19 protein-coding genes are annotated in these 18,053 nt (G+C 39.1%); 6 read left to right on the top strand and 13 right to left on the bottom strand.

Translation table 11 applies throughout. The annotated features are described in order from the left end of the window. Positions 1-167 precede the first annotated feature (167 nt). The gene (locus BLR53_RS11745) at positions 168-2,009 is read left to right on the top strand and encodes a M1 aminopeptidase family protein (protein ID WP_074589896.1); all 1,842 of its coding nucleotides are present in this window, start codon (positions 168-170) and stop codon (positions 2,007-2,009) included. Here the strand turns inward: BLR53_RS11745 and BLR53_RS11740 are convergent. After that, entirely contained in the window at positions 1,999-2,868 is an 870-nt protein-coding gene (locus tag BLR53_RS11740) for a UbiA family prenyltransferase (protein WP_074589894.1), read from the bottom strand. The genes BLR53_RS11745 and BLR53_RS11740 overlap by 11 nt on opposite strands. A gap of 40 nt (positions 2,869-2,908) precedes the next feature. Between BLR53_RS11740 and BLR53_RS11735 the strand changes: the two genes are divergently transcribed. The 3 genes from BLR53_RS11735 to BLR53_RS11725 are packed head-to-tail and all read left to right on the top strand — an operon-like array spanning position 2,909 to position 5,824. Next, on the top strand, positions 2,909-4,012 hold the full coding sequence (locus tag BLR53_RS11735; RefSeq protein ID WP_074589891.1) for a type III polyketide synthase: 1,104 nt from the start codon (positions 2,909-2,911) through the stop codon (positions 4,010-4,012). Then, positions 4,005-4,700, top strand: a complete 696-nt coding sequence (locus BLR53_RS11730; RefSeq protein ID WP_074589889.1) for a methyltransferase domain-containing protein — start codon at positions 4,005-4,007, stop codon at positions 4,698-4,700. Before BLR53_RS11735 ends, BLR53_RS11730 begins: the two co-directional genes overlap by 8 nt. Further along, positions 4,697-5,824 carry an NAD(P)/FAD-dependent oxidoreductase gene (locus BLR53_RS11725; RefSeq protein ID WP_074590193.1) on the top strand — a complete coding sequence of 376 codons (1,128 nt, stop codon included), beginning with the start codon at positions 4,697-4,699 and terminating at the stop codon, positions 5,822-5,824. Before BLR53_RS11730 ends, BLR53_RS11725 begins: the two co-directional genes overlap by 4 nt. Before the next feature lie 58 nt (positions 5,825-5,882). Here BLR53_RS11725 and BLR53_RS11720 read toward each other — a convergent pair whose 3' ends face one another. From BLR53_RS11720 to BLR53_RS11705, 4 genes are all read right to left on the bottom strand, one after another. Beyond that, positions 5,883-6,989 (bottom strand): NADH:flavin oxidoreductase, encoded by a 1,107-nt coding sequence (locus BLR53_RS11720; RefSeq protein WP_074589887.1) that lies wholly within the window; start codon positions 6,987-6,989, stop codon positions 5,883-5,885. Between the two features lie 17 nt (positions 6,990-7,006). Then, positions 7,007-7,309, bottom strand: coding sequence for an ArsR/SmtB family transcription factor (locus BLR53_RS11715; RefSeq protein WP_074589885.1), 303 nt, complete (start codon positions 7,307-7,309; stop codon positions 7,007-7,009). Between the two features lie 93 nt (positions 7,310-7,402). Then, positions 7,403-8,773 carry a HAMP domain-containing sensor histidine kinase gene (locus BLR53_RS11710; RefSeq protein WP_051759637.1) on the bottom strand — a complete coding sequence of 457 codons (1,371 nt, stop codon included), beginning with the start codon at positions 8,771-8,773 and terminating at the stop codon, positions 7,403-7,405. Positions 8,774-9,249: 476 nt separating this feature from the next. Then, the gene (locus BLR53_RS11705) at positions 9,250-10,080 is read right to left on the bottom strand and encodes a helix-turn-helix domain-containing protein (protein WP_074589882.1); all 831 of its coding nucleotides are present in this window, start codon (positions 10,078-10,080) and stop codon (positions 9,250-9,252) included. Positions 10,081-10,194: 114 nt separating this feature from the next. On the opposite strand from BLR53_RS11705, the gene map reads away from it, so the two are divergent. After that, complete coding sequence (gene map / locus BLR53_RS11700) at positions 10,195-10,956, top strand: type I methionyl aminopeptidase (RefSeq protein WP_074589880.1); 762 nt, start codon at positions 10,195-10,197, stop codon at positions 10,954-10,956. A 188-nt stretch (positions 10,957-11,144) separates the two neighbouring features. On the opposite strand, the gene BLR53_RS11695 is transcribed toward map, so the two are convergent. The 3 genes from BLR53_RS11695 to BLR53_RS11685 all read right to left on the bottom strand — a co-directional run bounded on the left by BLR53_RS11695 (position 11,145) and on the right by BLR53_RS11685 (position 13,944). Then, positions 11,145-12,779, bottom strand: coding sequence for an ABC-F family ATP-binding cassette domain-containing protein (locus BLR53_RS11695; protein ID WP_037438618.1), 1,635 nt, complete (start codon positions 12,777-12,779; stop codon positions 11,145-11,147). 89 nt (positions 12,780-12,868) lie between these two features. Then, on the bottom strand, positions 12,869-13,327 hold the full coding sequence (locus tag BLR53_RS11690; protein ID WP_244889499.1) for a glycosyl-4,4'-diaponeurosporenoate acyltransferase CrtO family protein: 459 nt from the start codon (positions 13,325-13,327) through the stop codon (positions 12,869-12,871). Between the two features lie 266 nt (positions 13,328-13,593). After that, the gene (locus tag BLR53_RS11685; protein ID WP_074589874.1) at positions 13,594-13,944 is read right to left on the bottom strand and encodes a winged helix-turn-helix transcriptional regulator; all 351 of its coding nucleotides are present in this window, start codon (positions 13,942-13,944) and stop codon (positions 13,594-13,596) included. A gap of 104 nt (positions 13,945-14,048) precedes the next feature. On the opposite strand from BLR53_RS11685, the gene BLR53_RS11680 reads away from it, so the two are divergent. After that, the gene (locus BLR53_RS11680) at positions 14,049-14,792 is read left to right on the top strand and encodes an SDR family oxidoreductase (RefSeq protein WP_074589872.1); all 744 of its coding nucleotides are present in this window, start codon (positions 14,049-14,051) and stop codon (positions 14,790-14,792) included. A 98-nt stretch (positions 14,793-14,890) separates the two neighbouring features. On the opposite strand, the gene BLR53_RS11675 is transcribed toward BLR53_RS11680, so the two are convergent. The 5 genes from BLR53_RS11675 to BLR53_RS11655 all read right to left on the bottom strand — a co-directional run bounded on the left by BLR53_RS11675 (position 14,891) and on the right by BLR53_RS11655 (position 18,023). Then, positions 14,891-15,493, bottom strand: coding sequence for a hypothetical protein (locus BLR53_RS11675; protein WP_074589870.1), 603 nt, complete (start codon positions 15,491-15,493; stop codon positions 14,891-14,893). 1 nt (position 15,494) lies between these two features. Then, positions 15,495-15,971: a sigma-70 family RNA polymerase sigma factor gene (locus BLR53_RS11670; RefSeq protein WP_074589867.1), complete on the bottom strand. Its 477-nt coding sequence runs from the start codon at positions 15,969-15,971 to the stop codon at positions 15,495-15,497. Between the two features lie 188 nt (positions 15,972-16,159). Further along, positions 16,160-16,636 (bottom strand): cyclophilin-like fold protein, encoded by a 477-nt coding sequence (locus tag BLR53_RS11665; RefSeq protein WP_074589865.1) that lies wholly within the window; start codon positions 16,634-16,636, stop codon positions 16,160-16,162. Positions 16,637-16,646: 10 nt separating this feature from the next. Beyond that, the gene (locus tag BLR53_RS11660) at positions 16,647-17,828 is read right to left on the bottom strand and encodes an NAD(P)-dependent alcohol dehydrogenase (protein WP_074589862.1); all 1,182 of its coding nucleotides are present in this window, start codon (positions 17,826-17,828) and stop codon (positions 16,647-16,649) included. 12 nt (positions 17,829-17,840) lie between these two features. Beyond that, entirely contained in the window at positions 17,841-18,023 is a 183-nt protein-coding gene (locus tag BLR53_RS11655) for a hypothetical protein (RefSeq protein ID WP_074589860.1), read from the bottom strand. Positions 18,024-18,053: the final 30 nt, after the last annotated feature.

Genomic DNA, 18,053 nt, shown 5'->3' with positions numbered 1-18,053 from the left:
TGGCGCTGAGTTGGATAACAGGTAGTAGGAATAGAAAACCTCGGTTTCATGATACTTGTTAATGACACTATCAGCCAGGACAATGTATCGACCCTACAGGAAGAATTATACCGTGCAACATTACAGTAGTTTTTGCGTCATCTGCATACACTCTCATTTTGTATTCAATGACACTAAATTTTCGTATCAGCATTCAATTTTATCCAATCTTCCTGGGCATAATATTAACTGCAACAACCGGTAGCTTTGCACAGCATAAAGCGAATAGCAATGGCAATAGTCTTAAACAAAGTATAGCCCTAATCGACTCTGCATTTCAGCATAATAATGCCGAAGATTTCAATAAACTTGTTCCTATTAAAGGTGTTCAGGATTTTTACGCCTCCGTAGTTGAGGAAAAGATCAAAAAGCTGTCCGGAAAATCTAAAATCATTCTTGTAAGTAAAGACAGTGCCCTTGTCTTCCTGAGTGGAATACTTTTATATGGAAATTCGGGCGATGAAACTAATTACGCTGCTAATTATACCGGCATCTATAAATTTGAGCGGGTTGCCGGTTCCTGGAGCTTGAAAAGCCGGATCGAGATTGATCGCCTGAATCAAATAAAAAAACATCGTCTTGGAATAAATATTATACCGGGAAAAAGTATAACAGTTAAAGATACACTTACAATTGACATCAATGATTCTTACGGGTTTGCAACCAGACTAAACCATACTGCTAAATTGAAGAAACTGACACTTAACGGTGCTGAAACAGAGTTTTCTTTTGACGCCGGCCTACTTTTGTTAAAAGCGCGCAGGAAGAATGGTCAAACTTTGATTCTAGAGTATAGCATTAACGTTGAAAGAGAGGAGACGGACAAAAATTCGGCGTATTTTGGAGATGCTTACGGACACCTGCGTAACCAGTATTTCTGGCATCCGTTTTTCAGTTTTTCCAGTCCGAATGACCGAGCAGATTTTAGTTTGTACTGCACCATTCCAAAAGCTTACTATCTGGCAACGAGCTTACCCCAAAAAGAAACGGTTATTGGCGGGTCAAGAATAGTAGAAGCGAAATCCTTAAACCCAACTTTCGGTTTGTCTATTTATTATGATAAAGATTGGGAAGTAAACACATTCAGAAAAGATCATATTGACCTGGTTGTATATGCAACAAAAGATTTTCTACCAGAAAAGCGGGCATTATATGCAGAATTCTCAAAAAGTTATGATACCCTCCAAAAACACTTCGGGAAGCCGATAGGTAATTATCTGGGAATTGTCCAGGATAGATCAAATACAGATGGATGGAAAAACAGAAGCAACAGTATTGTTGTGGCCGGTGTAAAAGGAAGTACGCTAATTACCGATAAACCTAATCCGAGAGCAACTTTTGGACACGAGGTCGCACATGGCTGGACAAATCCCACAGGACCTGCAACAAATTTCCTGACAGAAGGATGGGCAACTTATGCAGAATCAATACTCTTAGCTTCGGTTTACGGAGATTCCATAACAACCACATTTTTTAAATCTCAAAAGCAGAATTATTTCAATGGAAAATTTGATGGGAAGAGTTCTCTCTGGGAAGACTATAGTAACAGCGGGGTTTCCTATGCAAAAGGGGCCTGGTTATTTTATATTTTATCACATCAGCTGGGTAAAAAACATCTTTCCACCGCAATGACAAACTTTATTCAATCGGGAGATCAGTCGATTAAGTCCTTTACAAGCCATTTAAGTGCTGTTGCTCAAAGTGACATGAAACCTTTCCTCAATTCCTGGTTAAAAAGTAAAGAAATCCCGGTATTAGAAATTCTTCAGTCCGGGAATAGTATTAAAATCCTTCAGGCTGGAGATCTGTTCCTGTTTCCATTGGAATTTAAGATCAGATTGAAAGATGGAACCTATCTAACCAAAACCATAAATATGCAGACTAAAGAACAGACATTAACGATATCTGAAGGCGTGATTGAGAGCTTCATAGTCGATCCCGGCAGCAAACTTTTGTTTACTATGAAATAAAAAACAGCCATCCAAAATAAATAAGCATGAGGCTGGCACTCAGTAATGTCATACGCATCGTATTTTCATAACTTGCATTTTTACCGTCTTTCATACATTGATAAAACCACCACAAAAAATAAAGTATCAACGGAATTGCAAAGGCTATAAAAACATAGAATTTGAATAATTGATGCTGCGTCTCCCAATAATAATATAACAGGAAAAACCCGGCTAAAAATACGATTGCAGAAAAGACAAAAGATCCGGGAATACCCAGAAGTATACTGAGGGTCTTATCCCCTCTTTTAGTATCTTCTTCATGTTGATAGATCTGCGTAAGCGGATAAGAAGCACCTATCAGACAAGAGCAGATCATTCCAGCTATAAAAATAGCTATACTGAACTGACCGGAATTGGATGAAACTCCTTTGTAACACGCATAATAAATGAAAAAGCCCTGAAAAATAAAGATCACCAAAAAACTTAAAACAGGATACTTTTTTATTCTGATCTTAGGGTGACTGTAAGCTTTGGAAAACGAATTATAAACTATCATTGCAATTGCGAACTCTATATTTACCAATAGCGCAAGCACCACGCCGGCCCATTCCAATATGACGGCGGTTTCAAACAAAGACTTATTTACCTGTGGCGGAGTTTTCAACAAGGCAATGCTCCCCTGGTCTTTATCGAAATAACTATTGTAGGCATTGCTTGCCGGGTATATGAACAAATGCAGTATAAAGAAAACCAGTATGGCTTTCTGATTGTTAATAGCAGAAGCCTGGGAAAGTGCAAAAAGAAAGATGGGAAGCAGGAAGAGTGAAAATGGAAGTCGTAAATGTAAAAGTACCGATCTTATATTTCCTGAAACCATAAATTGATATATAATCTGAATTTACGAAAACAATTCGAAGATGACTAGCATTATTTCCGCGATAGGTACCAGTAACCCAGCCAATAAATTTACACAAAACCGGATCCTCGAATTTATGATTGACGCTCATGAGCTTGACGCAATCAACTCTAGCCGCCTGGAAAAGCTATACCAGTCATCCGGTATTGCGTACAGGCATTCAGTCATCAGTGATTTCGGAAAGCGTAAAGGAGCGTATACTTTCTTTGGCAACAATAATAGTCTGGAACCTTTTCCAACCACATCTGTGCGCGGAAATTTATATGAACGTACTGCGCTGCCACTATGCCTGGAGGCGGTTAATAACTGTTTGAAACCTATTAATTTTCCGGCCGCAGCCATCACTCATTTAATTACAGTAAGCTGTACAGGAATGTACGCCCCGGGGCTGGATATTGAGCTTGTGGAAAGTCTGCAGCTTAATCCTTCGGTAGAACGCAGCTGTATTAATTTCATGGGTTGTTATGGTGCATTCAATGCCCTGAAAATAGCTGATTACATTTGCCGGGCTCAGCACGACGCCAAAGTTCTGATAGTAGATGTGGAATTATGTACGCTTCACTTTCAGAAAGAAAGCACCCTGGATAACTGGTTGTCCAATTCGCTATTTGCTGACGGCGCAGCTGCTGTTCTAATACAACATACCGATACAACAGATCAAAAACTTTTTGCTATTAAATCTTTTTACACAGAGGTCGTTACCGCAGCGAAAAATGAAATGGCATGGCGTATCGGAGATTTTGGTTATGAAATGCGGCTCAGTAATAAGATTGCAAAGCAAATAAAATCAGGAATTAAAGGGATCACCGATAATTTATTAAAAAAAGCAAATGTCACATTCGATGATATCGGACAATTTGCTATCCATCCGGGCGGGCGGCGGATATTAGAAGTATGTGACGAGGTTTTTTCTTTGGATAGCTCACAAAATGCACATGCGTACCAGGTACTTCGCGACTACGGTAATATGTCTTCGGCTACCATCCTTTTTGTTTTGGCCGGATTGGGTATGAAGTTAAAAACACAGCAACGGGAGCAGCAGATACTCAGCGTCGCTTTTGGTCCGGGTTTAACGTTTGAAAGTATGTTATTAGCTTATGCCTGATTTTACAGAACGAAGTACGCAAAAAGAGATCATGGACAATTTTGCGTTACCGCCGCAGGAGATAGATCCCGTATTGCGGGAACTGGAGATTATAAATAAACTGCTTGGAGGTTTCTCAGTCTTCTACAATGCTTTTAAGTATATTAAACTGGATAACGGCGACCGTATTTGCGACTGGGGATGTGGCGGTGGAGACAGCCTGAGAGTGCTTCATAAATATTTTTCAACAAAGCAGTTAAAGCTTAATTTTATTGGAATAGATGCGACACCAGCTGCTATAGCGTTTGCAAATCGTACCCATGAAAAAATAAGCAATATTCAATTTAGAAAGGCCGATGTTTTGGAGGAAGAGTTTAGGCCAGACGAATTTGACGTCGTCATCAGCAGTTTATTTACGCATCATTTTGACAATGACGAATGGGTAAACCTGATCGGAAGGATGATGTTTTCAGCAAAAAAAGCAGTTGTAATTAACGATCTGCACCGGCACTGGCTGGCCTATCATAGTATAGGAATCTTAACCCGGCTATTTTCTAAATCTCCAATGGTACAGCACGACAGCAAGTTATCTGTATTGCGTAGCTTCAGAAAAAAAGAGCTGGAAATGCTTTTACAAAGGGCAAATGTCAAAAACTATCGCATCAAATGGATGTGGGCTTTCAGATGGCAGGTAATTATCTACAAATGAAAAACAAGCCGGATATATTTATTATCGGTGGCGGACTGGCAGGTCTTACCAATGCCATACTGCTCAGTAAGTCGGGTTTTGAAGTGAGCCTGGCCGAAAGAAAAAAATATCCATTTCATAAGGTCTGCGGCGAATACGTAAGCAATGAGGTCTTAACGCTATTATCAGAAATGGGTGTACTCCCCGGAAACTTAAACGCATCGCATATCTGTAAATTAATAGTTAGCAGCCCTTCCGGAAAATATCTGGAAGCTGGCTTAACTATGGGCGGATTTGGAATAAGCAGATATACCCTGGATGAAGCTCTGTATCAGATTGCCAATAAACAAGGTGTGAAATTTATTACAGCTGAAAAGATTACCGGTATCAGTTTTAGTGAAAATAAATTCAGTATATGTTCAGCAGCTCAGGAGTATCAGGCAGATATCGTCATTGGAGCATATGGAAAAAGGTCCAATTTAGACCAGAAGCTAGATCGCAAGTTCTTCTATAACAGAAGCCCGTATATGGCGGTTAAATATCATATACGCTCAGACTTCGCTAAAGATGCTATCCGTCTGGACAATTTTGAGGGTGGTTATTGCGGACTCAATAAAATTGAAGATGATCTTTACTGTCTTTGCTATCTTTCAGAAAACAGGCACCTGAAAAAATACGGTTCCATTGCAGAAATGGAGAGACAGGTTTTAATGAAAAATCCTTTTTTAAAGGATGTTTTTGAACATTCGGACTTCGTCTGGAATAGACCGGAAACAATAAATGAGATAGCCTTCGACAACAAACCTTTAATAGAAAATCATATCCTGATGTGTGGCGACACTGCCGGGATGATTACTCCACTCTGTGGTAATGGTATGGCTATGGCTTTTCATGCCGCAAAAATACTATCCGAAATTATCATCAACTACTGCGACAATGGATTCGACCATAGAATCCGCATTCAAATGGAACAAGCCTATCAACAGCAATGGCAGAAACAGTTCGCATTCCGGTTACGCACAGGAAGGTATATTCAGCGGTTTTTTGGTTCTGAAATCTTATCAGAAGCTGTCGTAGGAGGGTTAAAGTATTTCCCTGCAATAACACGTTATTTAGTAAAACAAACACATGGCAGCACGATTTAAAAGCCATAAAAAAACCCGGTATATAATTACCAGGTTTTCGAAGAATATGTTTATAAACTTAGTCTATTATCAACGCAGCAAGTGCCTCTTTAGAGAATCCTTTCAGTTCATCTGTACGTCCCTCTTTAATTTTTTTAACCCAGGAAGGATCAGCCAATAAAGGTCTTCCTACAGCAACCAGATCAAAGTCTCCGCGATCCATACGTCTGAGCAGTTCATCTAAAGAACTTGGATCGGAACTTTCACCTCCAAATGCAGCTAAGAACTCCCCTGTTAAACCTACTGAACCAACTGTAATTGTTGATTTACCGGTGATTTTTTTAGCCCATCCTGCAAAGTTAAGATCTGAACCTTCAAATTCCGGCTCCCAGAAACGACGTTGCGAGCAGTGAAAAATGTCAACTCCAGCATCAGCAAGCGGATTTAGCCATGCCTCCATTTCTTGTGGCGTCTTAGCCAGCTGGCTTGTATAAGCTGAAGGCTTCCATTGTGATAAGCGAATAATCACCGCGAAATCCTCGCCGACTTGTTTACGCACTTCTTTAACAACTTCAATACCAAAACGGCTTCTTTCAGCAAGGGTTTTACCACCGTAGCCGTCAGTGCGCAGGTTCGTACCTTCCCAGAAAAACTGATCAATTAAATAACCATGTGCACCATGGATCTCCACACTGTCAAAACCTAAACGTTTTGCATCAGCTGCAGCTTTTCCATAGGCAATAATGGTATCTTCAATATCCTTCTCGGTCATCGTATTACCATTGTTGAAATCCGGACGGTTTAAACCAGACGGGCCTTCAAACGGTTGTGATGGAACCCAGCCAGATGCATGATTGTCCATAATTCCCATGTGCCATATCTGCGGGGCCATACTACCGCCTGCTGCGTGAACGCCGTCTATCACTTTCTTCCATCCTGTCAGGGATTTTTCACCATAGAAATGAGGAATGTTAGCGTCGTTTGAAGACGATACACGGTCTATAACCGTACCTTCAGACAAGATTAACCCGACTTCTCCTTCTGCACGTTTTTGATAGTAAGTTGCTACAGCATCTGTAGGAATACCGTCTGGAGAAAATGAACGCGTCATAGGCGCCATTACAATTCTGTTTTTTATGCTCAATGATTTCAGGTTAAAGGGCCTGAATAAGCTATCTGTACTCATCTTTTTAATGTATTTATTTAAATTTCTGCGCGAATCATTTGACTAAGAATTTCAAAAGCTTCCTCATTCCGCTGATAGTACGTCCATTGCCCGACTCTTGTCGATTTAACAAGGCCCGCACGTTGTAATACCACCAAATACTCCGAAACAGTTGACTGCGTAAGACCTGCCTTCAGCTGTATTTGGCCAACGCAAACACCATGGTCAAAACCAGCGTGTTGCTTTTGTTCCGGAAAATTCAACTCAGGTTCTTTCAACCAATTCAGTATCTGCAGTCTTGTTTTGTTTGAAAGTGCTTTGAAGATTTCTACGTGATCCATAGTGCAAATGTATATCGGAAATTCCCGATATACCAATTAACATGACAGAGATGACGAAAAATTGATAATCACAAATAAATCATTGATATGATTTTATGAACCCTGAGTGCCTAGTGGTAGGATAATAAAGAAACTGGAACCCAGCCCAATATGACTTTCAAATCCGATTTGCCCACCCTGGCGCTCGGTAAATTCCTTACAGAGGACAAGACCCAAGCCTACCCCTCTTTCGTTGTTTGTGCCAAAAGTAGGTTCTGATTTGATAGAAAAAATGTTTTCCTGCTGCTCAGGTGTAATTCCTTTCCCGTTATCATTAATTGTAATCTTACATTCATCTGATAACGATTCTGCATGGATAGTAATGGTACCTTCAGCAGGTGTAAATTTCACTGCATTACTCACCAGATTACGTACAACCAGCTGAAGCATATCTTTATCGGCTATGACGTTCAACTGAGGGGGAATCTGATAATTAAGGGATATGCCTTTCTTCCAGGCATGTACCTTTTCCATTTCCAGTGACCCAAGCAGTGCAGATAGGAGATTCAATTCCACGAGATTCACATGAGATCCCTCCATCTGTGACTTAGACCAGTGCAATAAATTAGATAACATATCTACCGCATTATTCGTAGAAGTAAGCAGTGCTTTTTCCATCATCGACCGCTCGGCGTTATCTAACTCATTTTCATTCAGTAATTCCAAATAACTTTGAATATTCATCAACGGTGTCCGCAGGTCATGTGAGATGATGGACATTAATTTATTCTTTTCAACATTGCTTTGTTCGAGTTGATCTTTCTGCGAAGAAAGCTGTGCTTTACTTACTTCTAAAGCAACTGCTTTTTCTTCTGCTGCCTTCTTTTCTTTGTCATAATTTTCCCGGATGAATTTAATGATGATATAAATAGCCACTACAGGTATCGGAAATGCAGTAACCCGGTCAATAAACTGCCCCCTGCCCGCACTAAACGGATACCTCACCAAAAACGGGTAATAATACTCGACAATATGCAATGCTAAAAAACATAATAAATAGATTACCAGCCAAGTAAGGTGCTGCCGGTAAGGAGAGATTGTAAAAACAAGTAATAAATAGGCGGGCCATATCAGGTCCGTAGAACCATTAATACCAGAATTAGCAAAATAGTTGAACCCGAAAATCACCAGACCAATCAGACCAAATAAAGTATTGTTATGTGGTATCCCATGAAATCTGGAATGATAGTACTGGTAAAAAAAGAACAGGCCAATTCCAAACGCCGAAACAGATGCTATATACAGCCCCGCGTATAGATTATAAGGAACATATATGCTCAGCAGAAGAATTAATCCGACACTGATTGAGTGAAATATTCTGCTTTCCAGCGAAAATACAGCAGGGCTTCCGATCAGATCCAGCCAATACGTACTTTTACCCTTTAAAGAGTGATCGTCAGGCATACTAAAATTAGGTCTTGGCATGAAGAGGGTTAGAATAGCTATCAAATTTAGTATTATAATTTCAGAATATTATTATTCCTTAAACCATTCATTCGTCAGGCCATTCAATACGCTCCCAGTGCATTGCAGTACTCTGCCTTTCCCACTAATCTCAGCGTAAGACTGGGGTATATTCTTTTTTCAATCCTTGCGTTTTTGGGTTGTTAACGTCCCGGGTTGATATACCCAAAGTATACCCCTTGCCATACCCTTGCCATACCGTTGCTATACCCTTTAGGTATACCAACGGTATGGCAAGGGTATGGCAACGGTATAGCAACCCCGAAGAACAGCAAAAGAAAAACAACAAAATATAGGGGGATAAACAGCACCAAAGCCGAATGTAAAATGCACAATTTTCTGGACGAAGTTCAATTTTCCGGGGTTAAATAACCGGGCTCACACTTAGACGGTCCACAAAGAACGTCCATTAGATCTATTTACAGATCAACGGCTTTTCAGCTTGCATTAAACTTCAAGTATGCCAATGGTGTTTTTCCGGTATAAGTTTTAAAATCTTTTAGAAAATGATTGGAATCGTAGTACCCGTTTGATACTGCTATTCGCATTAAATCAACATCGATACTCCCAACTAATTCAAGATACGCGTTAATAAAGCGCTGAAGCTGAATATATTCTTTAGGAAGTAGTCCGATATTCTTCATAAAACTTCTTTCCAGCCACTTATAGTTTACGCCAACTTCGTCAGTTACATTTCGTACAGTACTTTTACCTTTTGTTTGATGGATATAATCCAATGTTTGATGTAAAGCTCCGCAGACATTTGATACGGATGAAGAATCCTGAATATATTTTTCGATAAATGTTATCTTTTCTTCGATAGAATGATGTTTGAAGAATTCCGATATGCTAAAATTATTATCCTTGGCAAAATAGTCAAAGGGCGTAACTGGTTTATTCCTGAAATATTGGGCATCTAAACCAAATAGTTTGTAAAAAGAACCCGGGTAAAAACGGACAATAAAAACCCGGTCTGTACGATTGTTATATTTCACATAAACATTCTTAATTGCGCCGGCGCTTGCCCATACAGCTTTAACTTCAGACACGTCTTTCTGCCCTGTGACCTGTACTGTATCTTCACTGTTCTGTAAGAAAACAAGCACGGGAAACCCATCATTGAAAAGCAGATCTGTATGATCCCGGAGGTCTCTGGAAAAAATATAGAATCCCTCGATAAAGGCGTCGACTGCTTCAGAAGGGCTAATTCTATACCCGTCTTCATTAAAATCCCCTAATTGTATCTTTTTCAGATAATTGATTGGCATGCCGCAAATTTACAGGAAATGTTAATGGCAACAGAATAATACCATGTCTAATATTTACTATGGGCACAGTTTAAATGCACCTAGCTTTGTACAAAACTTAACAACATTGTATTTATGGTTATAAAAACAGATGAAGAGCTCCAGGGTATAAAAAGAGTGAGCGAGGCTGTGGCGCTTACTTTGAAGCAGATGCGAGCCTATGCGCAAATAGGGATGTCTACAAAAGAAATTGACGAGTATGGAAGGGGCCTGATGGAATCCCTTGGTGCAAAATCTGCCCCATTCGAGACCTATGATTTTCCTGGGTACAGCTGCATAAGCGTCAATAAGGAGTTTGCCCACGGGATACCTTCAGACAAAGTTATTCTGAAGAATGGAGATATTATTAACATTGATGTCTCGGCGGAACTAGATGGATTTTGGGCAGATAACGGAAGCTCATTTATCGTTGGAGAGGACCTTCAGGGTTTACAGCACTTAGTAGATACTTCACAGGAAATATTAGCCGAGGCGGTTGCTCAGATCAGCGGTGGCGTAAGAATTTCTGATATTGGAAAGCTAATAGAAACCAGAGCCAGAAAAGCAGGATATACTGTTATCAGGGATTTAGGTGGTCATGGTGTTGGACGAAGCTTACATGAAGAGCCAGATGCGATTATGAATTATTACGACCGCTATGACAAACTGAGACGATTCAGGAAAGATTCAGTTGTCGCTATTGAAACTTTCATCTCTACCCTGTCTACAAATATTGAAACATCTTCGGATGGCTGGGCTTTTAGCGGCAGTAAAGGTGGATTTGTCGCTCAGCACGAACATACCATATTAATAACTTCCGGCAAACCTATAATTCTGACCGCAGCAAATGGAATATAATGAGTATTGACAATTACTTACCTGGAGGCCATCAGCCAAAGTTTTTCCGGGCAAGGGTACCACATGCCCAATCCCTAAACTTAAGGTTGCTGAAGCATTGTACTGAGCAAACGCAGCTATGTTCAATACAATGCTCAATTGAATAAAAAGCTTATTCTAATCCAGTTCTTCCTAGTTTAATATCTTCTCTAACCTTTCTCGATTTCTTTTAAGCTATTCATTTTCTTGTAAGCAAGGAAACCTTTAATGTCTTCAAAGTGCTCCCGTACGCGTTTGTTACCAAACTCGAATACTTTCTCTGCCAACCCATCAAGAAAATCCCGGTCATGGGATACCAGAATCAAAGTGCCGTCAAAATCTTTAAGGGCATCCTTGATAATGTCTTTTGTCTTCATATCCAAATGATTGGTTGGCTCATCCAGTATTAATACGTTTACAGGTTCCAATAATAACTTGATCATGGCTAAACGGGTTTTCTCTCCCCCGGAAAGCACCTTAACTTTTTTTGTAGTATCGTCGCCACTAAACATAAAGGCACCTAAAAGGTCTTTGATTTTTAGCGTACCATCGCTTAATGGAATCTGATCGATGGTTTCGAAGACCGTTAACTTTTCATCTAATAACGATGCCTGGTTTTGAGCAAAGTAGCCAATCTTTGCATTATGGCCGACCTTTAAACTTCCCTCAAAATCAATCTCATTCATAATGGCTTTGATCATGGTTGACTTACCTTCACCATTTTTACCGACAAAAGCAACCTTTTCTCCCCGCTCAATTACCATTGATGCTTTTTCAAATACTACATGATCGCCATATACTTTGGTTAACTCTTCTACAATTACAGGATACTGACCGGAGCGTGGCGATGGAGGAAATTTAAGCCGCAATGCCGAAGTATCAACTTCATCAATCTCAATGACGTCGAGTTTTTCGAGCATTTTTACACGCGACTGTACCTGCAGGGTTTTCGAATAGGTACCTCTAAAACGGTCTATAAATTCCTGATTATCGGCTATAAAGCGTTGTTGTTCTTCATAAGCCTTTATTTGATGCACACGGCGGTCGGCACGTAACTGCAGGTAGTGGGTGTACTTAGCTTTATAATCGTAGATTCGGCCCATAGTCACCTCAATTGTACGATTTGTGATATTATCGACAAAAGTACGATCATGAGAAATGACCACAACTGCTTTTGCTGAATTGATTAAAAAGTCTTCTAACCATTGAATGCTCTCAATATCCATGTGGTTAGTTGGCTCATCAAGCAAAATCAAGTCGGGTTTCTTTAATAGAATTTTAGCCAGCTCGATGCGCATACGCCACCCACCCGAAAACTCAGATGTTTGGCGGGTAAAATCCTTTCTTTCAAAGCCTAAGCCTTTTAATACTTTTTCTACTTCGGCATCGTAATTGACTTCTTCTACAGAATAGAATTTTTCACTCAGCTCAGACACGCGCTCAATTAACTTCATGTAATCGTCACTGTCATAATCAGTTCTGATAGTGAGCTGCTCGTTTAGCTCATCCAGTTCTTTTTGCATTTGATGCACTTCCTGAAAAGCTTTTAATGTTTCTTCGAAAACTGTAACATTGTCCTGCGTCAGTAAATGCTGCGGCAAATAAGCAATTACAGCATCCTTTGGCCCCGTAACATTCCCTGAAGTGGGTTTTGAAGCGTTAGCGATAATTTTCAGGATGGTAGATTTACCTGCCCCATTTTTGCCCATCAGGGCTATTTTGTCATTTTCGTTAATCGAAAAGGTTACATCACTAAATAAGGTCGTTCCTCCAAATGAAACGGAGATATTATTTACATTAATCACGAAATGGGGATATTAAATTTGAGTGATAAAGATAGTGGAATTTGATACAAATAAAAAAGACCGGCTGCCAAACAGGTTTTAGAGCCTATTTATCTCCGTTTACTTAAATTTATAGCTCTTTCTATTCGTGGACGATTATACCGTTGAAGAAGAATCGGATAAAGGTTTAGTAGGATATTTAACAGGAGTAGCCACAAAGATTGAAGAATTCCAAATTTGAGTGCCACAAAAATATTAAATCCCAGTACTATAAGCAGGATTATTAAATGACCCAATTCAGATTTTTTTGTTTGATGATGCAGGTCTGTCAAGGATTTGATGTTTCTCTCTACGGGATTAGATTTTTTATTCAGCCTTTCCCAACCAATCCAAACTAGTAACTTTCTAAAACCATTTATTCCAATTTGTTCGTATATTTTCCCGCTTCGTTCCCATCCTTTTTGGTTATAGTAGGAAGATTTAAGCTGGCTTTTTAGTGCCTCTATAAATGCAACTACACATAACATCAATAGGAAATTCAGACTCCACGCGAACGGAAAACCATCCATTCGAATGTAGTTAACCAGCGCGCAAATTAAACCAATTGTAATTATCGTAATTAAAATTAATGTCAGCGTTTTTCTCATCGATAAATTCGCGCGGGATTTTCAGCTATCGCAACAATTCAAATATATAAAATAGACCCGCTTGCTAAAACCAGAAAAATGCATTTAAATAAATGAACGCGTTTGAGCAGTGTTAATTATTTCAGGTGATCGCTCTGCTGACTCTATAGAAATATTTACTGGGAATATTCTTCAGGCTACAGTCAATTCTATTTACCAATAATTACTTTGCGATGCGCTTTCCCCCAGTCTGCCAAGCTGTTGATGATGGTCTGCAATGTTCTACCATATTCTGTTAATTGATATTGAACAGATATAGGCTGAGTTTCCAATACCGTTCGTTTTATCAATTTATTGACCTCCAGCTCCTTTAATTCTTTGCTTAACATTTTGTTTGATATCCCTTTTACATCAACCAAAATATCAGAAAATCTTCTTTTGTTGTAAAAACATATGGAAGAAATGATCGATATTTTCCATTTTCCACTTAGCACGTCCATTGCGTCGTGGACAGCCATAACCTCTTTTTTGTGTTCTAATTGACAAGTGTTTTCAGCCATAAGTTACTTTGTTACCCGGAAGTTACTGTTACTTTTTGTTACAAAGTAACGAATATAAATCAACCTGCACTAACTTTGCCGTATAAACAATAAAAAACTTAATCATGGACTACAAAAATAAAAATGTCGTTATCACAGGTGGAACTACCGGAATAGGATTAGCCACAGCGAAAGCATTTATCAACGCAGGAGCAAATGTTTGGATTACGGGTAGAAATGCCGAAAATCTCCAAAAGGCTGCGTCAGAAATAAACAATCCGAAATTGAATACTGTAGTATCAGATACATCAAAACTTGCAGAGATATCTATCCTGGAAAAAGCGGTTGCAGAAAGTGGAAACAAATTAGATGTCCTTTTCCTGAATGCTGGAATTGCAACATTTGAGCCGATAGAAAAAGTCACCGAAGCAAATTTTGACGCTCAATTCAATACTAATGTGAAGGGGCACTTTTTTACATTGCAGAAATTACTTCCTTACCTGGCAGATGGAGCAGCTGTGATATTTACATCTTCAACAGTCGCAACAGCCGCAAATTTGGGAGCGAGTGTGTATTCCGCAACAAAAGGAGCATTGAATAAAATAGCGCAAATTGCGGCAAATGAACTGGCGGGAAGAAAAATCCGTGTAAATATCGTTAGTCCCGGACCCATTGCAACACCTGGTTTAGAAAATGCCGTACCTGCCGAAGCAAAAGAGTTTCTGGCTGGTGCCACTGCGCTTCAAAGGATTGGCGATCCTAACGAAATTGCAAAAACAGTATTGTTCCTGGCTTCTGATGCCGCAAGCTTCATCACAGGAACTGAAATTGTGGTTGATGGTGGTTACCTTAATTATGCATTGAAATAACTTTGAACATGGTTTGAAGACGTATTAAAAAAAACGGGATTGGAATATTCAATCCCGGTTTTTATCCGGTCCCTATCAGCGTACAAGCGATTTATCTGTTACCCTTCCAATTCTTTCAAATTAGCAGATAATCGTTCCACATCTTTAGCGAAAGCATACTTGTTCATCATGTTGCCCAGATAGTTTATTGGAAACACTAATAAAGCCAAGCCCAGCAGAATATATAGCAAATTCGGGTTATTCATGATGATCTGATCAACCGTTTTATATTTAAAAGCCAAAACGGCCATATAGCCTAAGGGCCCTGCGAAGGGGCCAAAAAACCAGGCCCAAATCCTTTCTATTTTAAGCGCCTTGTTTATAAGTTTAATCTGAAATGCTATCATATCTTTAGTAACTGTTGAGTAGTCTATGTAATTCGGCAACTTCTTTATTTGTCGGATCATAAACATTCTCCCTAATTCATAGCTGATAAACATTCCTACGAGTAAATATTGCAGAAGTCCGGTTGTAAAAAATGCTCCCAAAAGCATCGGGATAGATAACACCCTAATCCAGATCATTTTGGCATTTAGGTTCTTTAACAAATTCAGGTAAACACTTTTTGAAGATTTCTGAACACTTGTTATATCTGCAGAAAGCAATTGACTTTTATCTGCCAATTCGCCGTTCATGTCATTCCATTCTTGTAGTAAATCCATTTTACTTCTTATTTAAAATATCTGTTAATTGCTGTTTGATCCGGTACAGTTTCACACCAGCATTATTTTTAGTGATTCCAGTAATCTCGCTGATAGACGCGTTATCATACCCATCAAGGTGAAGCATGATCAAACCTCGATCTACTTCATTTAATTGCCTGATTGCACGGTAGAGCCGATCAGATCGTTCAGAAAGCTCTTTAGGCATCTCATACGCCGGGATGCTAATGTTCTCAAAAGTCTTTACGTGCTTTTTTAATTTGCCGAGGTATGTAAGTGAAACATTCAGACTGATCTTGTATAACCAGGTAGAAAACTTAGCTTCACCTTTAAAACCCTGAACTGCCTTCCAGGCTTGGTAGATGATTTCCTGATATAAATCCTTTCTGTCCTCCGAATCATCTGCATATAGGTTTACGATCTTCAAAATAATCCCCTTATTCGCATTAATATTTTTGAGGAATAATTGCTCTTCCATCCCTAATTAAAATACTTGTAAAGATTCATATAGTTACTATTGACATTCATTTCCAAAGATTAATAATTGGCTTAATTACCAAACTATAGTCAATAAGTAAAGAAACGGTCTTAGAAATTACAAAAGAACAAATTTTAAATTTTGAGATTCTTGTTTAAACTGAAAATGACAGTAGTGGACGGCCTAACTTACTGCAATTCAAACCTTACATTGACACTTCCAGAACCCAATGCAGCAGAAAGTCCGGAAATATCATCCAATTTCCCAAGTCTAGTATAACTGTATGAAGTGTTAAAGCCCTCATAAAAAAGCACCAGGCAATTATTACCATACAGCATTAGATCTCCAACTTGAATATTACCTCCGGCTAATGCACTAGTTGGCAAAGTGCTAGAAAAATTATAAAACTTCTCATTAGAATTGAGATCCTCCATTGTAATACTGAGCGGCAACATTGCTTTGAATGTATTTGCAGCTTGGTTGTCATTGAGTGTCGCTGTAAATACAGCAGATCCTACTGTTATTTTCATCTTACCTCTCAGTTGATTATTGGGGTTTCGATTGTTATTCTCCTTCATGATATCCGCATCCTTGTCTTTGCCACAGCTCAACATGCTAAAAGAGAAAGAGGCAAACAAAATGAGAGTTGCTACCAAATGTTTCATTGATTGTAACTTAAAATGTTGCTGCGTCAATTACATATCTATATCGCGCCCCTTTATTTACAACTTTAGTCCAGGCATCATTTATTTCTGAGGCTTTTATAACCTCGATCTCTGGATAAATTTTATTTTCCGCACAATAATTCATCACCTCCTGGGTTTCTGGTATACCTCCAATTAGCGAACCATTAAAGTTTACACGATTAAAAATCATGTTAAAATTATTGATAGTTAATTCGCCATTTATCGGCTGCCCCACCTGCGTGAAGTAACCGTAAGGCTTTACACAATCAATATAAGCCGACATTTCGTACGCATAGGGAACTGTGGAAATCATATAATCAAGCTTACCTTTCCAGGGTTTTAAAGCTTCTGCAGAATTCACTATAATTACCTCTTTTGCACCAAATCTCTTTATATCATCTGCTTTTGAATACGAAGTGGTGAAAGCATAAACCTCAGCTCCCTTTGATACCGCGAGTTTGATAGCCAGGTGTCCTAAACCACCAATTCCAACCACGCCAATTTTATCACCTTTTTTAAATTTCGCTTTCATCATTGGAGAATAGGTGGTAATACCAGCACAAAGCAACGGTGCCGCATATTTCAGATCAATACTTTCAGGGATTTTTATAGCAAAATGTTCTGTGACTACAATATTATTTGCATAACCGCCTTGGGTAATTCCTGATGGCGATGATTTTTCTGGCGAACCGTAAGTACCTACCATTCCGGTAGTTTCACAATGGTGTTCTTCACCATTTTTACAACTTTCACATTCCATACAGCTGTTTACCATACAACCAACGCCAGCCTTATCACCAAGTTTGAACTTAGTGACGTTTTTACCAACCGCAGTTACAATTCCTGCAATTTCATGTCCAGGTACTTGTGGGTATTGTTGTTGTCCCCAATGCCCTTTAATGGTATGAATATCTGAATGACAAATGCCAGAAAATTTAATGTCAATTAAGATGTCGTTATCCCCAACCGTTCTGCGTTCAAAGTTCCAGGGAACTAATATTCCTTGTTTATCTTTTCCTGCGTAACCTTTTGATGCTATATTCTTATTCATAATTTCTTTATTATCTGTTTGTGCTAAAATCTGCATTGGACCTGCAAGTATTAACCCTGCGCCAACGACGGCCGATTGCTGAATAAACTTCCTCCTTGAGGATTGATCTTTAGGTTCCATATTAAATATTATTTATTTACTGCCTTTGTATTCTTCGTCTGTTACTTTCTGCAACCAGGTTACAACTGGCCCCAACGCACCTTCCGGGAAAATAAAATTCATCTTCTCCAGATCTGTCTTATTATTAATCTGGGCATTACATCCAATGCTTACGAACGTTAAGATTGCGAATGCGGTTATCGGTAGTGTCTTCATCTTGTTTCTTTTAAATATTTAGCAAAGAAG

Source organism: Pedobacter antarcticus (genome assembly GCF_900103515.1).
Lineage (GTDB): Bacteria > Bacteroidota > Bacteroidia > Sphingobacteriales > Sphingobacteriaceae > Pedobacter > Pedobacter antarcticus.
This window is presented reverse-complemented; position numbering and strand designations above follow the sequence as displayed.